Origin of the sequence: Mucilaginibacter lappiensis (assembly GCF_900155965.1) — a bacterium.
Taxonomy (GTDB): domain Bacteria; phylum Bacteroidota; class Bacteroidia; order Sphingobacteriales; family Sphingobacteriaceae; genus Mucilaginibacter; species Mucilaginibacter lappiensis.
In genome coordinates, this window is the sequence record NZ_FTMG01000001.1 from 43,327 (window position 1) to 67,724 (window position 24,398).

Consider the following 24,398-nt stretch of genomic DNA (forward strand, 5'->3'; position numbering starts at 1 on the left):
ATTATTGATACGATTACAGGTATCTCCCCTCCTAAAATCAGATCATTTGAAAGACGAAAAGCTCTAAATAAAAAGTCTCTCTGAACATAAAAAAGCCCCTTAATTACTTAAGAAGCTTTTATATTTTAATAATAAATTGATAGGTGTTTACCTATTTAGCCCGCTCAACGTATTCGCCGGTGCGGGTATCAACTTTTATTCTATCGCCCTGATTAACAAAGAGAGGTACTTTAATTTCTATTCCGTTTTCTGTAGTTGCTGATTTCAATGCGCCAGATGAGGTATCACCTTTAACGGCAGGTTCAGCGTAGGTAATTTCCAGCTCCACAAAGTTGGGTGCTACTGCCATAATCGGTTCTTCGCTTTCAAACGAAACGATCACACTCATCCCTTCTTTCAGGAATTTCACAGCGGGCCCGAAAAGCGCTTTCGGGATATTATGCTGTTCAAAAGAGGTATTATCCATGATCACCATGGTATCGCCATCTTCATACAGGTATTGAAAATCGTTTGTTTCTACACGGCAAATCTCAACCTGCTCGTCGGTGGCTAAGCGTGCTTCAACAATTTTTCCTGTTTTTATATTACGAAACTTATCCAGATAGAATGCTCCGCCTTTGCCTGGTGTACGATGCAGTACTTCGGTTACGGTTACCAGTTCGCCGTTGAAACGTAGTATATTACCTACTTTAATTTCGGATGCTTTTGCCATGAAAATATAATTAGAAAATTTAAGCCCCAAAGATAGATTATCTTAGCTAATCAACTAAAATAAAAGTTCGAGCCGTCAATATTAAGAGATTTTATACAAAACTAGGAGCACCTCCCCTTATTATAAAAAGCTTACCTTATTTAATAACAGGCAATATGATCTTTGAACTGTTATGATAAACGTGGATGGTTTCTTTTACAAAGTCGGCATCTTTTGCCTGGTTAATATCCACAAACTGCTGCGGGTTTCTGTCAGTTAACGGGAACCACGTGCTTTGTATCTGTACCATTATTTTATGCCCTTTTTTAAAGGTGTGTGCAACATCGGGCAGGGTGTATTTTACTCGCGTTGGTTTGCCGGGTACAAATGGCTCGGGTTTCTCAAAGCTATTACGGAATTTGCCGCGCATAATTTCGGCACGTACCAGCATCTGGTAGCCGCCCATCGGGTATTTAGTGACCGGGTTGGCTGGTGTATCTTCCGGAAAAACATCAATCAGCTTCACTACAAAATCCGCATCTGTTCCTGATAAGCTCACCATCAGGTCGGCAACCAGCGGGCCAGCCAATGTTATATCATCTGTTAATATCCCTGTATCATAAACCAGCACATCCGTACGTCGGGCAGTATACCGCTGATCATCATCCATATACTCCCGGGTGCGGTAGGCATGTACTTTTTCGGCATAAGGGACAGGTTTAGCCGGATCGCTCACATAGCTATCAAACGTAGGCTTTGCACTTTTTGTAGCTTCAAATGACAGTTTACCATTTGCCTGCAGATAAATATGCGTTTGTTTAATATCGATCAGCGGCCATTGTGAAAATTTATGCCATTTATTTTCACCTGTGAAAAAAATATTAACCTTACTTAACGTGTCGGCCCCCTTCCCTTTTAAATAGTAATTAAAGAACGGAACTTCCATATCCTGGTAATAAAGTGAGGTGTTGCTGTCAAAGCGCACATTGCCTAAATGGGTACCATCCTTACTGGCCCATTGCCCGTGGTACCAGGGGCCCATTATCAGTTTGCTGTTGGTTGCCGGACTTTGTTTAACCAAAGCCTCATAAGTATGCCAGGCGCCATAACCGTCTTCGGCGTCAAAGAGGCCACCGGTGATTAGCATAGCCGGTTTAACGTTTTTTATTCCGCTGCGGGCATCACGAGCCTTCCACCAGGCATCCAGATTAGGGTGGTTCATCATATCACTCCAAAATTTCATGGTATCACCACTCAATTTGGTAAAATTGGGCATTGCACCCATCTTTAAATAATAATCGTAATTATCATTATAATGAATATCAACACCTTTGGTGCCTTTTGTTGACGGTGTACTGCTTGGTGCGCTAAAGCCATAACCCACATGAAAATCAAAAGCATCCATCAGCATCATGACCCCATTGTGATGGTCGTCATCACCAAAAAAGCGATCGGTAACCGGTGCCTGCGGACTAACCGCTTTTAAGGCCGGATGCCCGCTTAGCGCTATCATGGTTGCATAAAAGCCGGGAAACGATATACCAATAGCACCAACGTTGCCATTATTGTTATCAATATTTTTTACAAGCCAATCAATAGTGTCGTAACTGTCGCTTGCCTCATCAATATCCTTATTTGTTTTTTTATTGGGGTTAAAAGGACGTACAACTTCAAATATACCCTCACTCATGTACTTACCGCGAATATCCTGGTTAACCATAATATAGCCCTCACGGCAATAGCGCATCATATAACTACGCCAATACGGCCTATAAGACGCCCCATAGGGCCCAACAGAATAAGGAGTTCGGGTAAGCAATATGGGATGTTTTTCTGATTGATCTTTTGGTATATAAACAGATGTAAAAAGCTTAATACCATCTCGCATCGGTATGGTTACCTCTTTTTTAGTATAATTATTTACAAACCATGTTGAATCAGCATTTTGAGCGTTTGTTGTAATTGGAAAAAGGATCAGTATAAACAGGTAAATATTTTTCATATCAGACATCGAAACTTTGAAAGTAAATATATTGAATTTGAATAATATGGAAAACAAAAAAACCCAGTCGAACCGACCGGGTTTAAATGCTGTTGTGCGGAAGAAGGGACTCGAACCCCCACGCCGTGAAGCGCCAGATCCTAAGTCTGGTGCGGCTACCAATTACGCCACTTCCGCATTAGGATTTTTAACAGGTCGCAAAGATAGTGTTTAATGATAAATATTAAAACAAAATTTTAGTTTTTTAGCTATCTCCCTCATTTCTTTGTTATTAATTTAAGGTTAAGGCTTGCATGATAGTCTTAAAGTAACCGGCAGCGTATAATAAACGGCTGCCATACCACGAAAACATTTCGCCATCAACCAGAATGACTTTAGCATGGGGTAACATCAGCTTAAATTCGTCTATATGTTTTTGCTTAAACGGGTATGGTTCTGATGATAAAAAGATCAAATCCGGGCTAATTGCTATTATTTCCTGTGGGGTTATCTCGGGGTATCGGTCTTTATCTATAGCGTTTATCAATCCACATCTTTGAAGCATGTTGTCAATAAAAGTACCGGAACCGGCAACCATATAAGGTTTGCGCCAAATAAAATAAGCTATGCTTAGGTTTATGGCAGGTAACGCCAGATGAGCGAAGCTGCTAATAATATCGCGGTACAGCGCTTGGGCTTCCGTTTCACGGTTTACCAACAATCCTACTGTTCTGATCATCTCCAGGGCGCTATCGAGATCATGGATATCACTAATCCAAACCTGGCAAATGTTCATGAGTTCTTCTACCTGGCTACGCTCATTCTCTTCTTTATTGGCGATAATCAAATCTGGCTTTAAGGCCCTTATCTGATCGATATTTAACTGCTTGGTGCCTCCTACTTTGGCTAGCGCTTTAAATTTATCCTCCGGATGAATACAGAACTTGGTGATGCCAATAACCTCGGTATCGAGCCCTAAATAAAATAGTAATTCGGTTTGAGAAGGTACTATAGAAATAATCCTTTGGGGAGTTGCCGATAAACTGACCACACGATTGAGCTGATCGTGAAAAACAGCCATGTTAAAATGCGTTTTTCTCGCCTTTCGCCACATTCCAAACAGTCAGGAAGATAACTTTCAGATCCAACAAGAACGACCAGTTTTCCAGGTACCAAACATCAGCCTCAACACGCTCCAACATGGCTTGAGTAGTCTGAGTTTCACCCCTTAGCCCTTTGATCTGAGCCCAGCCGGTAATACCCGGTTTAAGAAAATGCCTTACCATGAAAGTATCTATCAATTGCGAATATTGTTGTGTATGACTGATCATGTGCGGTCTTGGCCCTACTACAGACATATTACCCAAAAGCACGTTAAAGAATTGTGGCAATTCATCAATACTTGTTTTACGAATAAATGCCCCGGTTTTGGTGATACGCGAGTCGCCACGGGTAGCCTGTTTTTTATCAGAATCTTTATTTACCCGCATACTGCGGAATTTGTAACATTTAAAAGGCTTATTATCGCGCCCTGAGCGTTCCTGTACAAAAAATATAGGCCCCCTTGATTCTAATTTGATCAAAATGGCCAGTATGGGGAACAACCAGCTAAAAACAAACAAAATAATGAATAGAGAAAATGCTACGTCAAACAATCGTTTAATTGACCGGTTAAGCATGTTTTCCAAAGGTTCAGGCCTTACTGATATTACAGGGATATGCCCAAAGCTTTGTATAAAGGTTGGTTTCTTGGCATAATCATAATACTCGGGTATGAATTTAAATCTGATGAGGTTTTTATCTGCGTCAAGCATCAGCTTTTCGATAGTTTGGGCTTCTGAATTAGGAAGGGTACAAAATATTTCATCAACCTTGTTATTGAGCACATAACTGATACAATCCTCGGTCCCGCCTAAGTAAAGACGTCTATCCATCATGTGCTCGGTCCGGTCATCAAAAAAACCAACCAGGCTATAACCGCGTTCCGGGTTTTGTTTAAAAAAGCTATGCAGATCTGACCCAATCCTGCCACCACCAATAATAATTACAGCTCTTGTATCAATCAGCGAAGCACGATCACTTTTACGTATAGTGAGGAAAATTAACTTCCACAACCCTAGCAAAAAGCCAAACAATGCCAGCGAATAGAACAAATATTCGCGGGTTATAAAATAGGCCTTTGTTCCTATCAATATAATGATGGTAAAACAAATAAAGCTTACAAATAAAAGATAGGTTTTAATTACACCACGATAGGTTTTTATGGAGTCTTTATTTAAAACATGTTCATATAAACCTGTGATGTTAGCAGAGAGCAACCAAATTAAATTAAACACTAATACAATAGGCAAATATCTCCTGTTATTTATCCAAAAAATATATGATCTGTCTTCGATGAAGTAAGAAATCACCATGCTTATATTAAGTATAATATAATCAATGGTAAGGTTCACTGCTTTAATAAAAGTAGCGTATCTGTGAATCATTTATTAGAGCTTATTATAGGAAAATACAGGCTAAAATTAGCATAATTTATTTATAAAGCAACCTGCAGGTTGATTGTTAAACGGGTTGTAAAACTGTAAAGTTGCCACCCTCAAAATTATAAATTAAGAAAATCCATACAAAACCAAATATAAAACAATTAACCAAAAATAAAGGACGCTTCAATACTATAAACAATTTTTTATATAGCTAGCAATAATTATAAGCGTCCGTTTACGAGATCTTTTTCTAAAATCCCTTTGATATCATATATAACTGATAAATCGTTTTTCTTGAGTTTGCTATAATTCAACTCACGAAACTCCTGGTGTCCAACAGCAATAACAATAGCATCATAATTTCCGCTCAGCTTATAGATATCCTTTATGGTATCTACACCGTACTCCTGTTTAACCTCAACCGGATCGGCCCAGGGATCATATATTTCGCAATGCGCTTCAAAGCTGCTCAAAACTTTCACAATATCAATAACCCGGGTATTGCGAACATCGGGACAATTTTCTTTAAAGGTAAAACCCAATACTAATATATTAGAATATTTAACTGAAATATCATTTTTTATCATCAGTTTTATTACTTCAAGCGCTACGTAAGAGCCCATGCCGTCGTTCAGTCTACGTCCGGCCAGTATGATCTCCGGGTGATAACCTACCTCCTGCGCTTTTTGCGCCAGGTAATAAGGATCAACACCGGTACAATGCCCGCCAACCAACCCAGGTTTAAAATTCAGAAAATTCCACTTGGTACCCGCAGCCTCTAAAACAGCATGGGTATCTATATTCATCATGTTGAATATCTTGGCCAGTTCATTGACAAAGGCAATATTGATATCCCGCTGCGAATTCTCGATCACCTTACAGGCTTCAGCCACTTTTATGCTGGGGGCTTTATGCGTTCCGGCTGTTATGATGGAACGGTAAAGCTCATCAATAAAATCGGCTGCCTCTGTTGTTGAGCCTGAGGTTACTTTTAAAATATTGGTAAGTGTGTGCACTTTGTCGCCAGGGTTTATGCGTTCCGGTGAATATCCGGCAAAAAAGTCGTTATTAAATTTCAATCCAGACGTTTGCTCCAATACCGGGATACAAACATCTTCCGTAGCGCCGGGGTATACTGTTGATTCGTATATCACTACATCACCAGTTTTAAGTACACTACCAACACTTTTGCTGGCTTTAACCAGTAAGCTCAGATCCGGACGATTGTATTGATCTGTGGGTGTAGGTACAGCGATGATATAAATGTTACATGAAGCAATGTCCTCAACAGAAGATGTAAATATAAGCCCCTTCCCCCCCGTTTCGTTAGTTGTTAATACTGATGACAATACAACCGAATCGGTTTCGAGGGTACGATCAAAGGCATTATTCAACTCATCAACACGGCTTTGCTTAATATCAAACCCTTTTACAGGATATTTTTTGGCAAATTCTACGGCTAAGGGTAAACCAACATATCCTAATCCGATAATAGCGATGTGAGTACTGGCTGGTGGTACAAACTTTTTGGAGAATTGATTTGACGATTGATCAATCATTTTTTATAGCTGTAGATCGTAAATATAGATTTAATTTTTTATGGTGCTTAAGCTACTCTATTGATTATAGATCTGATAAACACCCTGAATAGTTCTGTTTGCAGCAGAGCCAACCAGCAAGGTGGTGATCTTCTTTTCGATCATTAATTGTTCGGCCCGGCTCACAAATTCTTCCCCATCAATAATAATAGGGCTTGAGGTCATGATTTCGGCTACAGTTAATGTAGAAGTATCCGGATGTTGTAATAATGCTCTACGCAAATCGCCATCGGTAACGATTCCTTTAATATAGGCAGCATCCCCTACCATCACCATCCCCAATCTACCTGCAGACATACTGAGTAATAACTCCATAAAGGAAGCACTCTCATTTATAAAAGGCAGCTTATCCGTACGCATCAGGTCCTTTACCTTAACCAATAATTTACGCCCCAGGCTTCCGCCGGGATGGAATCGGGCAAAATCATGTTGCTGAAAACCGCGCGACTCCATCAGCGCTATGGCCAGGGCATCGCCCATAACCAGTGCAGCTGTGGTTGACGAAGTAGGCGCCAACTCAAGCGGACAAGCCTCTCTTGAAATTTTTATGTTCAGATGATGGTGGCTATTCTTGGCCACTGTTGAATTTGGATTACCCGTAACGCCAATGACCTGGTTCTTATTCCAGGTTAAAAATGGGATGATCCGGAGAACTTCATCTGTTTCTCCAGAATAGGATATCAACATTACAATATCATTGGAACTAACCATACCCAGATCGCCATGAAAAGCTTCGCCCGGGTGCAGGAAAAAGCTGGGTGTACCAGTGCTGGCCAGCGTGGCGGCTATTTTTTTACCAATCAGTCCGGATTTACCTATCCCGATCACCACTAGCTTACCGGTAGTATTTAGTATAATCTGAACCACTTTGGTAAATTCATCATCAATTAAGCCGGCCACATGTTGTAACGACTCAATCTCAATATCAAAAACCCTTTTGGCAATATCTTTCATTTTACGTTGAACGTTTTACGTGCTACGTTTTAAGTTTATAATTCAATAAATCCACGTAATACGTAAAACGTAATACGTATAACCCAATCATCAGGACAATAGCGGCGCCATTACCTTATCCAGATCATGAAGCTTAACCATATTAGGGCCGTCGCTTAGTGCATTATCCGGATCGGGATGTATCTCCATAAAATAACCGTCGGCACCAAAGGCTTTGGCTGCCAGCGCCATCATAGGCACAAAAGTACGGTCACCGCCGGTTTTGCCTCCTGCACCACCCGGACGTTGCACCGAATGAGTACAATCCATACAAACGGGGTGTCCAAAAGCTTTCATATCATAAATGTTCCTGAAATCAACAGCCAGGTTATTGTATCCGTACATATTACCACGTTCGGTTAATATCACCTGATCATTTCCTGCCTCTATAACCTTTTGTGCCGGATAGAACATGTCGTGTCCTGACAAAAACTGGGCCTTTTTTACGTTTACTATTTTACCCGTTTGGGCTGCTGCAACCAGCAGATCGGTCTGGCGGCATAAAAAAGCTGGAATTTGTAATATATCAACCACCTGGGCGGCTATAGCGGCCTGGCCTGGTTCATGAATATCGGTAGTTACCGGCAAACCGAAACGATCTTTTACGTTTTGCAGCATTTCCATACCTTTTTCAATGCCCGGGCCACGGTAGGAATGGATAGACGTACGGTTGGCCTTATCAAATGACGATTTAAATATTACTGGAACTTGATAACGTTCACCTGCTTCGGCTACTTTTTCGGCTACCTGATATAAGAGCTCCTGGTTTTCCATTACACAGGGTCCTAATATAAAGAACGGCTTTTGCCGCATTTTTTCAAACAACATGATGTGGTATTTATGGTATAAGAGGCAAAGATAATGATAAGCACCAATTACAACGAATAGGAAATATTAGGCACGAATTTCACGAATAAAAACTAACTAGAACTAGTTTCTACTAACAGATAAGAGTTTTATACAGTTCAATAATATTGGTGTAATTAATGCACATCTATTCGTGCTAATTAGTTTTTATTCGTGAAATTCGTGCTATGAATTATTTTGAATTTTACGGTATCTCTGAATCTTTTGATATTGACGCGACTTTATTGAAAAAGAAATTCTACGCGCTAAGTAAGCAATATCATCCAGATTTTTATGCCGGCGAAGATGAGGCCAAACAGCAGGAAATACTGGAATTATCGACACTAAATAATAAGGCTTACCAGATACTTTCGGATCCGGTGCGTCGTATGGAATATATTTTAAAGCTGCATGACCTGGTATCTGAAGGGGCAAAACCACAACTTCCGGCAGATTTTTTAATGGAAATGATGGATATTAATGAACGCCTGATGGAAGTTGAGGATACAGAACAATTGGCTGTGGTTACAACGGAAGTACTTGCTATTGAGGGTGATATTAGTGACAAACTTACTAGGCTTACGGCCGATTATGAGCATTTAGACCATACAGCCCAGGAAAGCCGGCGTAATGAAATAGCAGAAATTTACTTTAGACAAAAATATCTGTTGCGAATTAAAGAGAGTTTAGATACATTTGCAGCCCGCTTGTAAGGAATACCACTCACAAGCAGAGTATGCCCAGCTGGCGGAATTGGTAGACGCGCTGGTCTCAAACACCTGTGGGAAACCGTGCCGGTTCGACTCCGGCGCTGGGTACTTAAGGAAACAACCTATAATGGTTGTTTCCTTTTTTTATGCCAATAACCTTCTATTAATCAAGATATTGCAGCCTAATTATTCATGGTTCTATTTTTACGAATTAGATTGATAGACTCTTTTTAAGAATGGTCTAAAAAGCAAGTTTAGAGTAGTTTTTACTTCGTTTTTCATTGGTTCGATATCCACTTAAGGATTCGGGTATTTTTGTACTGTTGAAATTGTAATTCTTTGCCATAAGATATAAGAAATCCAATATGATCGCGCCTTCACCTTCATTGATCTGAATATTGTTTTTAGCCATTATTGTGATCGCTCGCTTAATTGAAACCTTGCGATCATTGAAATATATTGATCGATCATGTGAATCGATTATTTCAGATCTCCCAAACAACTTTTTGTATAATAGAATTTTTGACAAAGCATTGTTTATGCTCACCGAAAGCGTAGCGGTTTCAATATTAACACTGATTGGTGGAATCAGACTGACAATCTTTTTCATATCAACGATATCAAAGTCTAAGTAGTTGAGAAAAATGTCAGTGAAATCTCTACATGCCGCTTTCAACTGTTGATCAAGTAGTTTTAGCTTTATACCATTGCTGGTCAATTCCATTCCAAGGCCATCGCAAATTGCTTGGCATTCTATTTTCAACTCTTTAAAATCATCAAACTTCAGCTTATCTATCACAAACAATTTTCGTGCTTTTGATAATACCAATTGCTGCTCTTCAAGCTGATTTACCAACAGTTTCCGATTATTCAAATATCTGTTCTTTTGTGCACTTACATTTATATCTTCCAATATAAGGCCAACCAACTCTATAACACTGGTAGATAATCGCAATTCCTGTAATCTGTCATTATAATTGTTATTTAAAAGATCTGCATTTATTCTCATTTTACAACTCCCTGAACAATGGTAGTAAGGATATCTTTTTGTCCTTCCTTTCGAATAACTTGCGCGAAGCTTTCGCCCACAATCCGGACAAGTTAAAAATCCTTTCAAGATAAAAGCCTTACTTAGTTTATCCGACCTACAGGTAATTTTCCTTTTAGTAGTTATAATAGCTTGAACTTCATTAAACAGAGATTCTGAGATCAATGGCTCATGCACCGCTTTGATCAGCTGAGGTTGCTGGTCTTTCGATGGCAATACAATAAGCCCACAATACACAGGATTGTGTATAAGCTTCCAGAAATATACTGAAAGATTAGTAATTTGATTTATAAACCCTCTACTATTAAAATTCGACGAACTATTGCATAAAATCTTCACCTAAAGGGCTTTTTAATTAATTCAAAATATTCCATCTCTTTCTATAGGACTTTTAGATGTCAGACCGTCATAGAATAAAATGAAGTATGATTTTAATATGTCTTTACCTGCTACAGCATTATTTAAAAAGAAGGATGACCAAAAAGAATGTGATCGTATCGAATTGAATTTCAAAGATTGAACTAAAAATTCCGAGGGCCTACCCTTCATAAAATCATACTAATTAATCTCAACAATTGATGAATTTATAAAATGATAAAACAAATTAATGAAACAATCTTGTATGTCGTGGGATTTATGCTAATCTCTTTCTATCTGTTATTACTCATGTCCGCTTCCTTTGAATTACTTATGTTTATTTTAATTCATGCATGCTAATCATAATGATCAAATAAATAATAGACTGCATTGATAAGTATAATTTAAAAATATTTTCCAATTCTTTTAGGACTTATTAAGCCTTGAGCCGTCTCCCATACAAAAGCAATTAAAATGAAAATAAGAAAAAACTATTCAGTAAAAAATTTAAACAGGTGTACTTTAGGGCTAATTGGCTCAATTTGTTTTATTGTTACAGCATGTAGCACAAACAAAAAGAACAATCCACCACCGGTACCGCCGCCAGCTAAAACCTTTTCTATTTCTGAAACAATTTCAGCCGACCCTAATTTTAGTTTGCTTGGAGCTGCATTAATCAAGGCAGATTTAGCCACTACCTTAAAAGGCAAAGGAACATTCACTGTATTCGCGCCCACAAATGCAGCTTTCAAAGCTGCAGGTTACAAAGATGAGTCCGCAGTAAATGCTGCCAACAAAGGTCTTTTGTCTTCCATTCTGCAATACCATATTCTTCCTGTAAATTCAATTCCCATTGCCACGAATACCGAATTCGTTACACAAAGCAGCGAAAAGCTATATGTAACAAAAACAGATGATGATAAAATCTCCGTTAACGGGATACCAACAGTAAAACTTAGTAAGAAGGCAACTAACGGAACAATTCAGGTTATTAATACAATATTAACCGTTCCTGCCATTGATATAGTGGCATTAATTAAGAATACCCCCAATTTGACCTATTTAGATGAAGCTGTTAAAAGAGCAAACTTATCTACCGTACTGTCTGATAAAGGTCCGTATACAATTTTTGCACCTTCTAATCAGGCATTCATTGATGCAGGGTATCCAACTATCAATGCTATAAAGGCTGCTGATCCTGTAAAGCTGTCAAACCTGATAAAATACCATTTGGTTAATCGGAGGCTTTTTTCATCCGATTTCAAGGACAAAACTGAAGTACAAACGTTAGCTTCTGGTACTATAACACTTAACGCAACCGGCGGATTAAAAATAAAAGGTAAATCGAACACCGATTATATATTGTTAAGTAAAACAGATAATACAGCTAAAAATGGAATAGTTCATGTGATTGACAAAATGCTGCTCCCCTAATTAATACCCCTATATACCGGGGCCAAGTTACTTGATTAATGAGGCCCCATTTTTTCAACTTTTCCAATAAGTGATATGAGGTACAAACTATATTTCTCTATCTCTTCCAAACGGATTAATTAAAATATTATAAAACCGTTAGCGATCAGTTTATAGCAAATTTTGGTGTCAATTTTTATAGCATTACTTAATTAAATCTTTAACAGCGAATTTTTTCATCTCGTAATCTGTACAATAAAAATACCCCTGACCGGTACCACTGATATTACCGTAAATACCACTCGGATTAGTTGAAAAAATATTTTTCCAATCCGTTTCCTGGAACAATGTATAAAGGTATTGACTATAACTTTCAGACAACGAAAACTTATAAACTGTGATGGAGTCGCGAAGACTTAAAATGGGCTCTCTAAATTCCTGTGTCGATGAGTATAAAGAATTGGGTGCTCCAAGCTGATGAGTATAAATATATGGTACGGTGAAACTGTTAAGCAAGTTGATTATAGAGCTCTTGTCATATATAACTATCCATCTTGCCGCCGTTGGAGCGCCAAATAAATGTTTAGGTATTTTCAGCTGAACCTGATCTGCAGAAATAGCCCGGGCCGAAAAAGGCAGATTATTTAATTGGATAGAAGGAGTTACCACACTTAAAATATCAGCCGCCGTATACTCCTCTTTATTATAGGTGATGTGTAATGTATAAACTCCGTCGTAATTGGTATTGTTAATTATAGTACCTGCATATAATCCTGGGGTCTGAGTTTCCTTAAACGGAATTTCGTCTGTTCCGTCATTTACACTTACTAATGCATTGCTGACCGGTGAGGTTTTCCCATCGGGTAATAATCCAGGCTTTGATAATCTAATTTGCTGACTTGTTTGAAATGTGGTTATTCCACCTTCTACGGCCAGATCATAAGTACTGCCGTGGTTATTGAATTTTATTGGTGATACATAACTATTTTTACAAGCGGTAATCAAAATACATGAAATTAATAAGACGCTAAGTTTTTTCATTTTATCAAAATTTAAAATTGTAGGTAACACTTGGCACAATACCTGAACTTAGATTATTGACGGTTGTTGGATGATCAATGGCATAAAAAATTATATTTCTTTGATTTAACACATTGTAAACAGAAAAAAGCCAGGTACTTTTCCATCTTTTTTTATGATCTGTCCTTGTGCGGGGCTTCAGTTCTATCGTTAAATCAAGTCTTTTGTCATCTGGAAGGTGAGAAGTATTTCGATCTTCAAAAATAGGAATCCTTTGCCCGTTCTCAATGTAGTAACCAACGGGAAGCGTAACTGGCCGTCCTGATTTATAAGTAAAAAAAGCATTTATGGATATTCTGGAAACTGGCTGGTAATCAACCGAAAATCTTAAATTATGCGGTATGTTATAATTCGCTTTAAATGTATTGTTTTCATTAATACCTGCTATCTGCTTATTAACCACAGAATAGGTATAGCCGAGGTTCCCGGTTATATTCTTCCATGATTTTGTTAAACTAAATTCTATTCCACTGGCAGTAGATTTGCCAAATTGCAGTTGACTTTCAATAAAAGGATTTAAAATAATTTGAGCATGATCATTCAATTCCACCTGGTTATATAGCTTCTTCAGATAGGCGGTTGTAGTAAAAATGATGTCTTTGCTATTCAGGGAGTAACCGATGGAATAAAAATCAGCCATTTGAGGCGCTATTGTGGAACTTGCCGGTATCCATGACTCTAATGAAGAAAAGGCTAATTCTTCGCCCTGTACCAATTGTAAGTACTGGTAATTACGATTATATACCATTTTCATGGCATTATTTTTATTGAAATTGTATTGTAAACACAATCGTGGTTCAAATCTTAAAAAATTCTTACCCGGTTCTGTCAATAAATCTGAATATCCCGAATTCATATAAAAATCAACAATATCGGGTCCATTAGGTAATAGTGTTTTATTGTAAAAATAGCTCATTCGCAATCCATAAGTTAACTGCAAATCTGATAATATATTGAGGCGATGATTAAAGTAAGCCGCCATTTCTATTGCTTTATGCCTCGGTATATTTACCGGTATGGTATCATTAAACCTTGATGGGGATTCTCCGGGTATAAATTTGTGATTAATTAAGTTAATGCCGAACTTAATCTGTTCACTGTTATGCACATAATAAGTAAAATCTGCTTTTATGCTTTTGTCAATAATCCCTGTGATCCATTGAGATTTTGCATCAGACTGATCCGCATCAATGTTGAGCTGGTTAGAATAATTACTATATAAAACGGACAGATTTAAAAATAGCCGGCTATTAAATAAATGGTTCCACCTAAATGTGGCAATTTTATTTCCCCAGGAATTATCATAATTATCAAAAGCCCGAAGTTTATCAAACCCATAATATCCTGATAGATATATTTTATTATTGGTATTAAGTTGATAATTTAGCTTAAGGTTAAAATCAGAATAATTTGCGTTATAAGGAAACGGGGCAAACGCTTTTAATAAATTAGTAAAGCCTTTTCTAAAAGTAAAAAGGTATGAACCTTTATCGGATACAAGTGGACCTTCTACTGCGAGCCTTGCAGACAACATACTTAAACCTCCTTTAACATGGAAAGTTTTATTATCTCCGTTTTGCATTACGTTATCAATAACGGATGATAAACGCCCCCCGAAATTTGCTGGAATTTCATTTTGATAAATTTGTACCTGGTTAATTGCATCCGGATTAAATATAGAAACCAAGCCAAATAAATGCGCAGGATTATAAACAGGCGCTTCATCCAGAAGAATTAAATTTTGATCTTTATCGCCCCCTCTTACAAATAAACTGCTGCTGCCTTCGGCTATGGTTTGGATACCATTCAATAACTGAACAGATTTGATTAGATCAGGTTCGCCTCCTTCTGATAAATGGCTCCAAATAATATCCTGATTTAACGAGCTACCGGCAACAGGATTCACAAACAGATCATTATTTTTCGCTGCTACCTTTACTTCTTTTAAAGTATCTGTTTGTTTCTCCAATAAGATATTAACAGCCATCGACTGCCTGACATTGAAAACAATTTCCTTCTTTTTATATCCTAAATGAGAAATATGTAGGGTATCATTTCCACCAGGTAACTCCAAAGCAAAATAGCCGTAATTATTTGAGGAAGTAAGGTGTTTTGAGGAGTTAAAGATAGAACCGCCGATAATATACTCACCAGTTTCTGCATCTTTAATAAAGCCTCCTATTACGAAAAGAATCTTTTTTTTTGCAGCAATAACAATAACGTTTGAGGTAAGGTGGTACTCAAGAGGGCTGTCTTTCAATATGAAATTTAAAACTTCATAAATTTGAGCCCCATTGAACCGATGGGTTATTTTTATGTTTTGAGGTATTATCCCAGGATCAAAAGAAAGGTTGATTTTTTTTTCAACTATTAATCTGGTAAGCGCATCACTTATAGAGCTTCTTTCAAAAGTTATATTTAAATTATTCGTTTGCCCATATAGAGGCAGTTTAAACAAAAGACTAAAGATCAGAATAAATCTGAACCATAGTTGTTTTTTAAAATAGCAATAAAGATGGGGCTGCACTTTAATTAATACATCAGATTTTTTTGCTCGTCAAATAATAAATTCCGTTTTTATTTTCAAAATCTATATTCAAGGACCCACTAATTACTTTAAGAGCATCCTCAATTGACTCATTGTTAAATGAAGCAGTCAATTCCTTGTTTTCCAAATCCTTGTCTGATAAACAAATACGGATCTCGTAAGCGTTTTGTAACTGCTCAACAACTTTTTCTAAGGGGCATTTTATAAATCTAAACTTTTTGTCAAGCCAGGAAGTGGTATTTAAGTCCTTCTGGGGAACCACCTGTATGTTTTTTGAAAAGACATTATAGATCGCTTCCTGATTTGCCATTAGTTTAATTGAATCTTTATCCGTTTTTTCTGAGAGGGCTACCTCTCCTGAAATAACGGAAACAACAGTAGCTAATTTCCCATTTCTAATATTAAATATAGTGCCAATATCCCTAATTTTCAAAACACCCGAATAAACCACAAACGGATATTTTTCATTATGAATTACTTCAAACAAAGCTTCACCCTTAACAAGTTTTAATTCTCTGGACAGAGAGAAAGCTTTTTTGGAATAGCTAACTTCAGAATTGCTGTTTAACTGAACCTTGCTCCCATCAGGTAAAACTATTTTCAGATGTTGGTTTACTTTTGTTTGAAGAATAGTAATATCATTATTCCTGGAACGCCACATTACCAGAACAATACTTAGAGCTACCACTAATGTTGCAGCGATAGAGGCAATCCAAAACGTATGGTTATGTTTTGCCGAGTATAAATTTCCGTTATTGTGGTTAGTTAAAGTTACTACTTTTCTATCTTCCGATAACTTTTTAAATCTCACCCATGATTCATCTGTATTTAAACGATTTTGATGAGCCAATGAATCCAAATCATGATTGATGGCAACAATTTCGTTATAAAGTTTTACATTTTCGGCCGACAATGCTAACCAGGCATCAAGCTCCTGCATCTCACCAGGCGAAAGTGAATTGCTAAAACTGTTTACGATCAGTTCATATGGAGTGCTATCAAAATTATTTTCCATCATCTGCATATATGACTGTAAATCATTCAAAAAGTACTATAATAAAAATCAAAATCCAGGCTTTACTTGAATTTATAAATTCTCTGATTTTTTTATATCCATAGGTTAAATGGTTTTTGACAGTTTTTATAGAGATATTTAGGGTATCTGCTATCTCTTGCTGTTTAAGTTTATCATATTTACTCATTAGCAATACTTTCTTACAAATTGGCGGTAATTGTTCTACCGCTTTTTCTACCAGTTTTAAACGATTTTCCAGTTCATCAAAATTATTTTCTTCCCACTCTATCGTTTCGGAATTTTCGAGAAATGTTTTCTGTAGTGAGACTGTTCTCTTCGACTTTTTGATAAAATCAAGTGATGCATTAACTACCGAACGGAACAGATATGCTTCGATATTTTTTATAGAAGATAGTAATTCCAAATTATCCCAGATTTTAAGAAAGGTATCATGAACAATTTCTTCTGACTGTTCATGATCATTAGTATACCTAAAAGATACCAAATGCAATTTTTTATAATTTGATTTATAGAAATGCTCAAAAGACGATATGTCTTCCTTGTAAATACCATCGTATTTAGTTGAAGTGTTATCATCCTTATTTTTTACAATCATATAAACGGCTAAGAAAGCACTCTGGGGTTTTAATTGAATTAAAACGCAAATGTACTGTAGAATAATATTTTACTATAATAAATATTTTTTAAATATCTATATGACTAAAATTAGCTGCCCCCGTCTCAACGAAAAAACGGAAGGAAAAAACTTCATTTTAAAAGATAGGGGCAAGTATGATGGGATCACTACTGATTCTATTATTTATATATAACGCCTGTTCTGAAGGCAAAATACCCGATATAATAAACGCAATCAAACACATCTTGGCGAGTAGGAAAACGCTGATCTTACTAAAGTAATCGCAGCGGATAAAAATGCTGATCGAAAAAAGGCAGGACTCGGTATTGAGAATTAATGAAAAACAGGCGATCCTATCCATTAATTATGAGGCTAAAAATACGCTAAGGCCGGGCGACAAGTCGGTCATTCATCAATCTGCTTTGGACATTTGTTGCAAATGATACTGGGAGATATCCCTTGTTTAAAATCGCTTCCTTCTAAGTCACAACATCGCCGACAAGAAACCTAGCGTCAACCCTAAAACCACATACAGTCAGCAGATAATATCTCCATAATAGGAGCCGATATGTAAATTATAAATGTACCCACTTAAGGCCTGTTAAAACTCAAAACAGTAAAATCTCTCCCCCTATTTTATAAAGCCCTTAACTTTCAAATCTTGGATTATGGGCTCTATAAGCCGTAGAAAGCTCTCTAAGTGTTCAAAGTATTCCCGCTCAGGGATACGGATAGAAAAAAAAACAATTTAACACACTGTAAATAAGACAGTTAAATAGTTTTTTTTTGTTAAAACTCTTCTTATTGCAACTAAAGCCTGTATTTGTATCAATATTCTATTATTTAATAAAACACAAACTACTGATAATCAACATGTTAAAAAGAAAACAGATTCGACTCCGCTTAGGGGAATTGGCAATCATAAATTTACAATAATCTTATTTACAGCAAGTTATATATTTCATCATTTTAGTCTACAAAGAAATTAAGGGTCATTCGATTGTAAAATTGAACAACAATAAACCCATAAGACTATTTATTAAGTTGACTGGTGATTGTCTATTGATTACTTGCAATAGCCCGGGTAAACAAAAGAATATTCTGATTGATTGTGGCTATCCTAACATTTACCGGGAGTATTTGTTGCCGAAATTGCGTAAGGTAAGTTTGCGTGGCGCGCAGATTGACCTGTTTATTGTGACACTTATCGATGTCGATCATATTCCAATAGGGCTACTTCGGCTTTTAAAGCATCTAATTTTACATCAATATTTAAGCTGGACGCGAACTTTTCTTTATAAATCTCTTTTAGACGGTCCCTTATCAATTCTTCTCCGATACTCTCAATTACTTGAAGACATAGAGTCGGTGTCCAGTATCTTTCTCCCCGCCTATCTTCATTAGCAGTTCTTTGTACAAATACCATTCTTAAGTCTGACTTTGAAATTTAATTGGGATCGGATAAAAAACAAAAGCCCTGCTCTTTGACAAGAACAGGGCTTAAATTGATCAGGGCTAATTTAAAATTTATAGGCCAGTGTTGTCAAAAACTGACGCGGCGCAATTGGTGTGATACTGTAATTATCATGAATCAGATAATTGAGTGTATTGGTAATATTGGACACCTGCGCCAGTAAAGATAATTTTTTATAAGTATAACCGGCCGAAAGGTCAAGCGTAGCATAGCCACCTACCGGCAACAAACGGCTATATGCCTGGTTTTGACCAACTACGTTATTGTAGCCCGCTAAACGGGATCCCGTATAAAAAGCTGAGGCGCCAACCTTAAATCCTCTGAGTGATGAATTACTAAATGTGTAAAAAATGCTGGCATTTGCGGTATGCTTAGGGTTAATTACTAAAGGCTCGCCTTCAATATTAGAACCTTTTAAACCAGATGTTTTGGTATACCTCGCATTGTTATACGCGTAACCAGCAATAAAATAAAAGTTTTTGCTAAGGTTACCCGTAACATCAACTTCTACACCGTCACTGGTAGTTTGTCCGCTAAATGTTTTTATAGTGTTATCACTGTTAACAGTTACACCATCAGCCTTGAAAGGTGCTACCACAGCCAGGTTGTTATTAACAATGCGGTAGATACTGAAGTTGGCAGATAACTTTCCGTTAAAGAATTCATTTTTTACCCCGGCTTCATACTGATCCAATGTAGACGGTTTTAGGCCCTGGCCTGTACTTACATCAGTACCTGTGTTTACAATAAAATTGTTGCTGTAGCTAGCATAAATAGATGTTGTTGTTACCGGTTGGTAGATCAATGATGCTTTTGGCGAATAGGCACGATCATATCGTGTGGCCGCAACACCCAATCCATTGGTACCTTTTTGAAGATAATTAATATTTGTTTGATTGGTTTGCTGCCACGACCAGCGTACACCAGCCAATACTTTGAATTTATCTGTTAAACTAACTAGATCCTGCACATAAGCACCAAAGCGATAGACTGGTGCTGTGGTACGGTTCGTGTCAACTGCATTCGGGATATCGGTACGCTGGGTATATTTGTTCAAATCTATTGTATTGATCTTGTCATAAACATAACTGCTGATGTTTTGGCCATTGATGCTATAACCGTTCGTCACATTAACAACCTTAGCGGCATCACTACCTATCAAAATCTGATGACCGATACTGCCTGTTTTAAATTTTCCGGTCAGGTTTAATTGGGCCGTATAATCTCCCTCATGAGTGTTGGCGCGCGCCAAGCCCCGGTTCCATTCACCGGTGGCACTTACACTATTTGGCAGGCTCGATTGATAGGAATCAATATTGGTTCCTTGTGCAGAGGTGATGAGATTTAATTTCCAGCTATCGTTGATGGTATGATTGATGGTCAGGGAGCTGGAATACTGGTTCATGTGGCTATAAGCCCAGGAAGTATTGATAAACTGTGAGCGCGGTACCATTGTCGGGATGGCCTGCCCGTTATTCAGCGAACCAATACCCCAGTCTGGGGTAAGGTTTGATTTTAAATAATCTCCCTCCAGGATAATGGTGGTACTTTTTCCTAAATTATACAATAAGGAAGGATTCACATAGGTACGTTCTGTTTTTACCCCATTGCGATAGCTGCCTGCATTTTCATAGGTTGCAATAGTACGGAAAGCCAGGTCTTTGGATAGCGGTCCGTAAACGTCTACAGTAGGTTTATAATAGTTATAGCTGCCATAACGCATAGATACTTCTCCACCAGTTTCAAACTGAGGTTTTTTGGTTATCATATTGATGATCAATCCACCTGAAACATTACCATACATCAAGGCTGAGCTGCCTTTAAGTACTTCAACAGATTCCAGCGTACTTGCCTCCGGGAAACCGGCGGTGTTTACCAATACCCCATTTTTAAAAATGCTGCCTGCACCGCCGGTGATACCGATACTATAGCCGCGAGCCGTGAAAGTTTCACCTACTCCGCCCCGGGTCTGGGTCAAAGTAACTCCACTAACATTCCGTACAGCATCACCCAGCCGGTTGATCTGCTGATCTGCTATTACGGTACTGCTCACTACGCCTGTGCTTTGCGGCAAATCGAACGGGCGGATACCAGATTTATTTAGTGATACCGGGCGGTTATTTAATGTTTTACCCGAGGTAATACTTACTTCCTTTAATTGAGCGGAACTCTCTGCCAAATTAAAATCCGTATTACTGGTTTTACTTGCGCTAACAACTACTTCCCGGCTTGCCCCGGCAGTACCTACGAGGGTCACTTGCAAAGAATAGGTCCCTGCCGGAATATTTTGAAGGATATAAGTACCGTTTTCATTGGTCAGGGTAGTTTTATGTAATGACACCAGGGTTACGGCGACACCCGGGGCCGGCTTGCCATCGGTAGTTTTAATGATTCCCGAAATTTTACCGACAAGTGTTTGCGCATAAGTCACAGCCAGATTACAGGACATGCATAAAAGTAAAAGGCTAATTTTTTTAAAGTAAGTTTGCGTCATTATATTTATTTAGATTGATTCTAATTTTCGGCAAATATAACAACACGGGTGATTTTTACAATTATTTAGACTAAGTTTAATTAAGAACAAATCCAATAGACCAGTCAATCCTACCGGTGAAGGGAATGCTATCCAGGTTAAATTATTCCCTCATTAATCACCGAATAATTGTCTTTATCCCCTTTCCAGAACTCAAATATTAAATTTTGATTACCAATAAGTTAACATTTAAATTACTGTAGTTTATTCAGCATTTCTCCCAAATTGGCCAAGTGATTTGCAAAAAAATCACTTGAACATATGAGGAATAAACTTTACCTGATTGTTGTTTTTCTTTTTCTTTCTTCCGTAGCCGCGGCCCAAAATGCTACTATGAAGGGACAAATAATGGATGAAAACACCAAAGAACCACTAAGCGGTGCCTATGTGCACTTTGATGGTATAAAAGGGGGATCAATTACCGATGCTTTTGGACATTACCAGATCAGCGGTGTATCACCGGGATCCTATAAAGTCAAAGTAAAATACATTGGTTACAAGGATTATGAGCAGCATATTGAGCTTTCTGCAGGGCAAACGCTGACTTTAAATATGCCGCTTACCGAAAAAACCGAATCACTAAAAGCGATAAGTGTGTATGCCAAAGCTAACGCGGAATCTGAATCGTCTTCCCGTCGTTCGGAGAAAAACGCGGGTAATATTACCAATGTAATTTCGGCACAAGCCATGCAAAGATCGCCGGATATTAATGCAGCTAATGCACTGCAACGGGTTTCGGCAGTAACCATTCAGCGAAACAGTGGTTCTGATGAAGCATATGCCATTATCAGAGGGTTGGAGCCACGCTATAATAATACGTTAATTAACGGTGTAAAAGTTACTAGTCCGGACCCTATATCTAGATTTGTATCGCTGAGCATAGTCCCCTCAGATCTTTTGGAGAAAATTGAGGTTAGTAAAACCTTAACCCCGGATATGGAAGGCGATGCCATAGGCGGCACTGTGAATCTTGTGTTTAAAGATGCGCCAGAGTACGAATATTTTACTGCTAATGGCGCTATTGGTTATAGCGCTCTATTTTTCAACAGGAAATTTGATGATTTTGATCACGGTGCCGTTCAAAAACAAAGTCCGGCTGATAGATTTGGTTCATCTTATAAAGCAAATCCTGGTAATTTCTCCAGAGCTAATCTGGACTTTAAAAAGAAGAATGCACCCCTAACCTCATTATTAGGTTTCACTTATGGCCGAAGATTCCTAAAGAATAAATTGGGTTTTATTATTGCTGATAGCTATCAGAACCAGTATTATGGTACCAATTCACAGTTTAATATTGCTCAATTGGATACACGTCCCGGGAAAAATTTCCAGCCCGTAATATCTGATGTAGCGAATCGCACCTACTCTACCCAACAACTGAACAATGGTTTGTCAGCTCACCTAGATTACCAAGTTGATGACAAAAATAAGATAAGCCTGGATAATGTTTTCCTATATACCCATATCGCTCAGACCCGATTGAGTATTGATACTTCTATTCTAGGTGGTAATGGAGGGAGATTAGGGCCGGGTACGGGAACCGTGTTTAATGATAACCGGTCAAATATTCAGAATCAATATGTAGAGAACTTGAAATTGAACGGCAAACATGTGCTTTCAAAACATTTTCTTTTTGACTGGACAGGCGTTTATTCCAACGCCACACAAAATGCACCAGACCGGGCAGATATATCCATCAATCACCTGATCAATCCGGATTTGACCAGTACACCTGATTACTTCGATAATATTTCCAGGATATGGCAAAAAAGTGGCAATAAGGATCTGAGCGCGATGGCCAATCTGAGTTATAAAACGGCACTGGGAGAAAAAAGTTCTGTTGAACTGAAGGCCGGAGGTTTGTACAGGCACAGTACCCGATATAACACGCAAAACGAATATACCTTAAGACCAACTCCTACGGCAAATGGTGTAAAAAGCCCTTTTACAGATATTTATGCTGCTGACTGGCTGGTATATGATGTAACCGGCTCCTTAACAAGCGATAAGGCCAACTATACCGCTTATGAAAACATTACTGCCGGGTATGGAGAATTTAAGTTAACACTTGAACAATTGGATATAACCGGCGGTGTACGTATTGAAGGAACGGAGCAAGGATATGATACACATCCGGTAGTTTTAGATATCAGGAGTAATGCAAAAAAAACATATACCGATGTTTTGCCTAGCTTAAATTTGAAGTACAAACTAAACGACAAAGCAAACCTAAGGGCATCTTACTTTAAGTCCATTGCTCGCCCTGCATTATATGAGCTGGTACCTACCCCTACCTTTGGCGAAAGCACTGATGTTACCGGTAATCCTTACGTACAACATACTGAGGCTGATAATTATGACTTGCGATATGAGCTATATCCGGGTAAGGAAGAACAGTTTTTTGTGGGCGGTTTTTATAAAAACATTAAAAATCCAATAGAGTTTGCCCTAAATGCCCTTTCCGGCGGTCAGCTTAACACCTCACCACAAAACTTCGGGACTGCTAAAGTTGCCGGCGCAGAGGTTGTATACAGCAGGTATTTTGGTGATGTTGGGGTATCCGGTAATTATACCTATACTTATTCTAATATCAATACCACCAAGATCTACACTTCTACCGATGCGTCTGGTGTTACCACTTCAGTACCCAAGTTACAAAGCAGGCCACTACAAGGCCAGACCGGAGATGTGGTTAATCTTTCCTTACTATATAAAAATGACAAGCAAAAAGCATTTGTGCAATTAGCTTATACCTATACCAGTAAAACCCTCGACCTGGTTTATGGCAATTACGGTTATGATTATTATCAGCAGCCGCAGTCTTTTTTAGCCTTATCTGGAGAAAAACAAGTGAGCAAACATTTTGTACTCATCGCAAAAGTCAATAACTTATTAAATACACCAACTACCATTAAGATCAGCAACCTGATACAATCCAGAGATGTATCCAATGTGAGCTTTAATGTTGGTTTCCGTTACGCACGCTAAGCA

The 24,398-nt window shown here is 38.0% G+C and carries 16 protein-coding genes and 2 tRNA genes; 4 read left to right on the forward strand and 14 right to left on the reverse strand.

What is annotated here, in order from left to right:
* Positions 1–151 precede the first annotated feature (151 nt).
* The 8 genes from efp to kdsA form a co-directional block, all read right to left on the reverse strand.
* Entirely contained in the window at positions 152–712 is a 561-nt protein-coding gene (gene efp / locus BW976_RS00210; RefSeq protein WP_076369238.1) for an elongation factor P, read from the reverse strand.
* 136 nt (positions 713–848) lie between these two features.
* Complete coding sequence (locus tag BW976_RS00215) at positions 849–2,693, reverse strand: CocE/NonD family hydrolase (RefSeq protein ID WP_076369240.1); 1,845 nt, start codon at positions 2,691–2,693, stop codon at positions 849–851.
* Between the two features lie 95 nt (positions 2,694–2,788).
* Positions 2,789–2,870 (reverse strand) — tRNA-Leu (locus tag BW976_RS00220).
* Between the two features lie 94 nt (positions 2,871–2,964).
* Positions 2,965–3,753, reverse strand: a complete 789-nt coding sequence (locus tag BW976_RS00225; protein ID WP_076369242.1) for an ABC transporter substrate-binding protein — start codon at positions 3,751–3,753, stop codon at positions 2,965–2,967.
* A 1-nt stretch (position 3,754) separates the two neighbouring features.
* Positions 3,755–5,158, reverse strand: coding sequence for an undecaprenyl-phosphate glucose phosphotransferase (locus tag BW976_RS00230; RefSeq protein ID WP_076369244.1), 1,404 nt, complete (start codon positions 5,156–5,158; stop codon positions 3,755–3,757).
* Between the two features lie 218 nt (positions 5,159–5,376).
* Entirely contained in the window at positions 5,377–6,714 is a 1,338-nt protein-coding gene (locus BW976_RS00235) for a nucleotide sugar dehydrogenase (RefSeq protein ID WP_076369246.1), read from the reverse strand.
* A gap of 57 nt (positions 6,715–6,771) precedes the next feature.
* Complete coding sequence (locus BW976_RS00240; RefSeq protein ID WP_076369248.1) at positions 6,772–7,707, reverse strand: KpsF/GutQ family sugar-phosphate isomerase; 936 nt, start codon at positions 7,705–7,707, stop codon at positions 6,772–6,774.
* A 90-nt stretch (positions 7,708–7,797) separates the two neighbouring features.
* Positions 7,798–8,574, reverse strand: a complete 777-nt coding sequence (kdsA, locus tag BW976_RS00245) for a 3-deoxy-8-phosphooctulonate synthase (RefSeq protein ID WP_084191981.1) — start codon at positions 8,572–8,574, stop codon at positions 7,798–7,800.
* A 206-nt stretch (positions 8,575–8,780) separates the two neighbouring features.
* Between kdsA and hscB the strand changes: the two genes are divergently transcribed.
* Positions 8,781–9,305, forward strand: a complete 525-nt coding sequence (gene hscB / locus BW976_RS00250) for a Fe-S protein assembly co-chaperone HscB (RefSeq protein ID WP_076369250.1) — start codon at positions 8,781–8,783, stop codon at positions 9,303–9,305.
* Between the two features lie 25 nt (positions 9,306–9,330).
* Positions 9,331–9,410, forward strand: a tRNA-Leu gene (locus BW976_RS00255).
* A gap of 133 nt (positions 9,411–9,543) precedes the next feature.
* On the opposite strand, the gene BW976_RS00260 is transcribed toward BW976_RS00255, so the two are convergent.
* Positions 9,544–10,689 carry a recombinase zinc beta ribbon domain-containing protein gene (locus BW976_RS00260; RefSeq protein WP_076369252.1) on the reverse strand — a complete coding sequence of 382 codons (1,146 nt, stop codon included), beginning with the start codon at positions 10,687–10,689 and terminating at the stop codon, positions 9,544–9,546.
* Between the two features lie 492 nt (positions 10,690–11,181).
* Here BW976_RS00260 and BW976_RS00265 point away from each other — a divergent pair, with 492 nt between their 5' ends.
* The gene (locus BW976_RS00265; RefSeq protein ID WP_076369254.1) at positions 11,182–12,141 is read left to right on the forward strand and encodes a fasciclin domain-containing protein; all 960 of its coding nucleotides are present in this window, start codon (positions 11,182–11,184) and stop codon (positions 12,139–12,141) included.
* Between the two features lie 183 nt (positions 12,142–12,324).
* On the opposite strand, the gene BW976_RS00270 is transcribed toward BW976_RS00265, so the two are convergent.
* From BW976_RS00270 to BW976_RS00295, 5 genes are all read right to left on the reverse strand, one after another.
* Positions 12,325–13,161 (reverse strand): DUF4249 family protein, encoded by an 837-nt coding sequence (locus BW976_RS00270; protein WP_076369256.1) that lies wholly within the window; start codon positions 13,159–13,161, stop codon positions 12,325–12,327.
* Between the two features lie 4 nt (positions 13,162–13,165).
* Positions 13,166–15,460 (reverse strand): TonB-dependent receptor plug domain-containing protein, encoded by a 2,295-nt coding sequence (locus BW976_RS00275; protein WP_139332144.1) that lies wholly within the window; start codon positions 15,458–15,460, stop codon positions 13,166–13,168.
* A 280-nt stretch (positions 15,461–15,740) separates the two neighbouring features.
* Positions 15,741–16,772: a FecR family protein gene (locus BW976_RS00280; RefSeq protein ID WP_076369260.1), complete on the reverse strand. Its 1,032-nt coding sequence runs from the start codon at positions 16,770–16,772 to the stop codon at positions 15,741–15,743.
* A gap of 13 nt (positions 16,773–16,785) precedes the next feature.
* Positions 16,786–17,379, reverse strand: coding sequence for an RNA polymerase sigma-70 factor (locus BW976_RS00285; protein WP_076369262.1), 594 nt, complete (start codon positions 17,377–17,379; stop codon positions 16,786–16,788).
* A 1,541-nt stretch (positions 17,380–18,920) separates the two neighbouring features.
* A complete protein-coding gene (locus tag BW976_RS00295; RefSeq protein ID WP_084192053.1) occupies positions 18,921–21,323 on the reverse strand; it encodes a TonB-dependent receptor in 2,403 nt (800 codons plus the stop codon).
* Positions 21,324–21,668: 345 nt separating this feature from the next.
* On the opposite strand from BW976_RS00295, the gene BW976_RS00300 reads away from it, so the two are divergent.
* On the forward strand, positions 21,669–24,395 hold the full coding sequence (locus BW976_RS00300; protein WP_076369268.1) for a TonB-dependent receptor: 2,727 nt from the start codon (positions 21,669–21,671) through the stop codon (positions 24,393–24,395).
* Positions 24,396–24,398: the final 3 nt, after the last annotated feature.

What these genes read in the sequence shown, in the direction of transcription:
- BW976_RS00215 (WP_076369240.1), bottom strand. Translation starts at nt 2,693, where the DNA reads ATGAAAAATATTTACCTGTTTATACTGATCCTTTTTCCAATTACAACA.
- BW976_RS00300 (WP_076369268.1), top strand. Translation starts at nt 21,669, where the DNA reads ATGAGGAATAAACTTTACCTGATTGTTGTTTTTCTTTTTCTTTCTTCC.
- BW976_RS00235 (WP_076369246.1), bottom strand. Translation starts at nt 6,714, where the DNA reads ATGATTGATCAATCGTCAAATCAATTCTCCAAAAAGTTTGTACCACCA.
- hscB (WP_076369250.1), top strand. Translation starts at nt 8,781, where the DNA reads ATGAATTATTTTGAATTTTACGGTATCTCTGAATCTTTTGATATTGAC.
- BW976_RS00240 (WP_076369248.1), bottom strand. Translation starts at nt 7,707, where the DNA reads ATGAAAGATATTGCCAAAAGGGTTTTTGATATTGAGATTGAGTCGTTA.
- efp (WP_076369238.1), bottom strand. Translation starts at nt 712, where the DNA reads ATGGCAAAAGCATCCGAAATTAAAGTAGGTAATATACTACGTTTCAAC.
- BW976_RS00265 (WP_076369254.1), top strand. Translation starts at nt 11,182, where the DNA reads ATGAAAATAAGAAAAAACTATTCAGTAAAAAATTTAAACAGGTGTACT.
- BW976_RS00230 (WP_076369244.1), bottom strand. Translation starts at nt 5,158, where the DNA reads ATGATTCACAGATACGCTACTTTTATTAAAGCAGTGAACCTTACCATT.
- kdsA (WP_084191981.1), bottom strand. Translation starts at nt 8,574, where the DNA reads ATGTTGTTTGAAAAAATGCGGCAAAAGCCGTTCTTTATATTAGGACCC.
- BW976_RS00225 (WP_076369242.1), bottom strand. Translation starts at nt 3,753, where the DNA reads ATGGCTGTTTTTCACGATCAGCTCAATCGTGTGGTCAGTTTATCGGCA.
- BW976_RS00295 (WP_084192053.1), bottom strand. Translation starts at nt 21,323, where the DNA reads ATGTCCTGTAATCTGGCTGTGACTTATGCGCAAACACTTGTCGGTAAA.
- BW976_RS00270 (WP_076369256.1), bottom strand. Translation starts at nt 13,161, where the DNA reads ATGAAAAAACTTAGCGTCTTATTAATTTCATGTATTTTGATTACCGCT.
- BW976_RS00285 (WP_076369262.1), bottom strand. Translation starts at nt 17,379, where the DNA reads ATGATTGTAAAAAATAAGGATGATAACACTTCAACTAAATACGATGGT.
- BW976_RS00280 (WP_076369260.1), bottom strand. Translation starts at nt 16,772, where the DNA reads ATGCAGATGATGGAAAATAATTTTGATAGCACTCCATATGAACTGATC.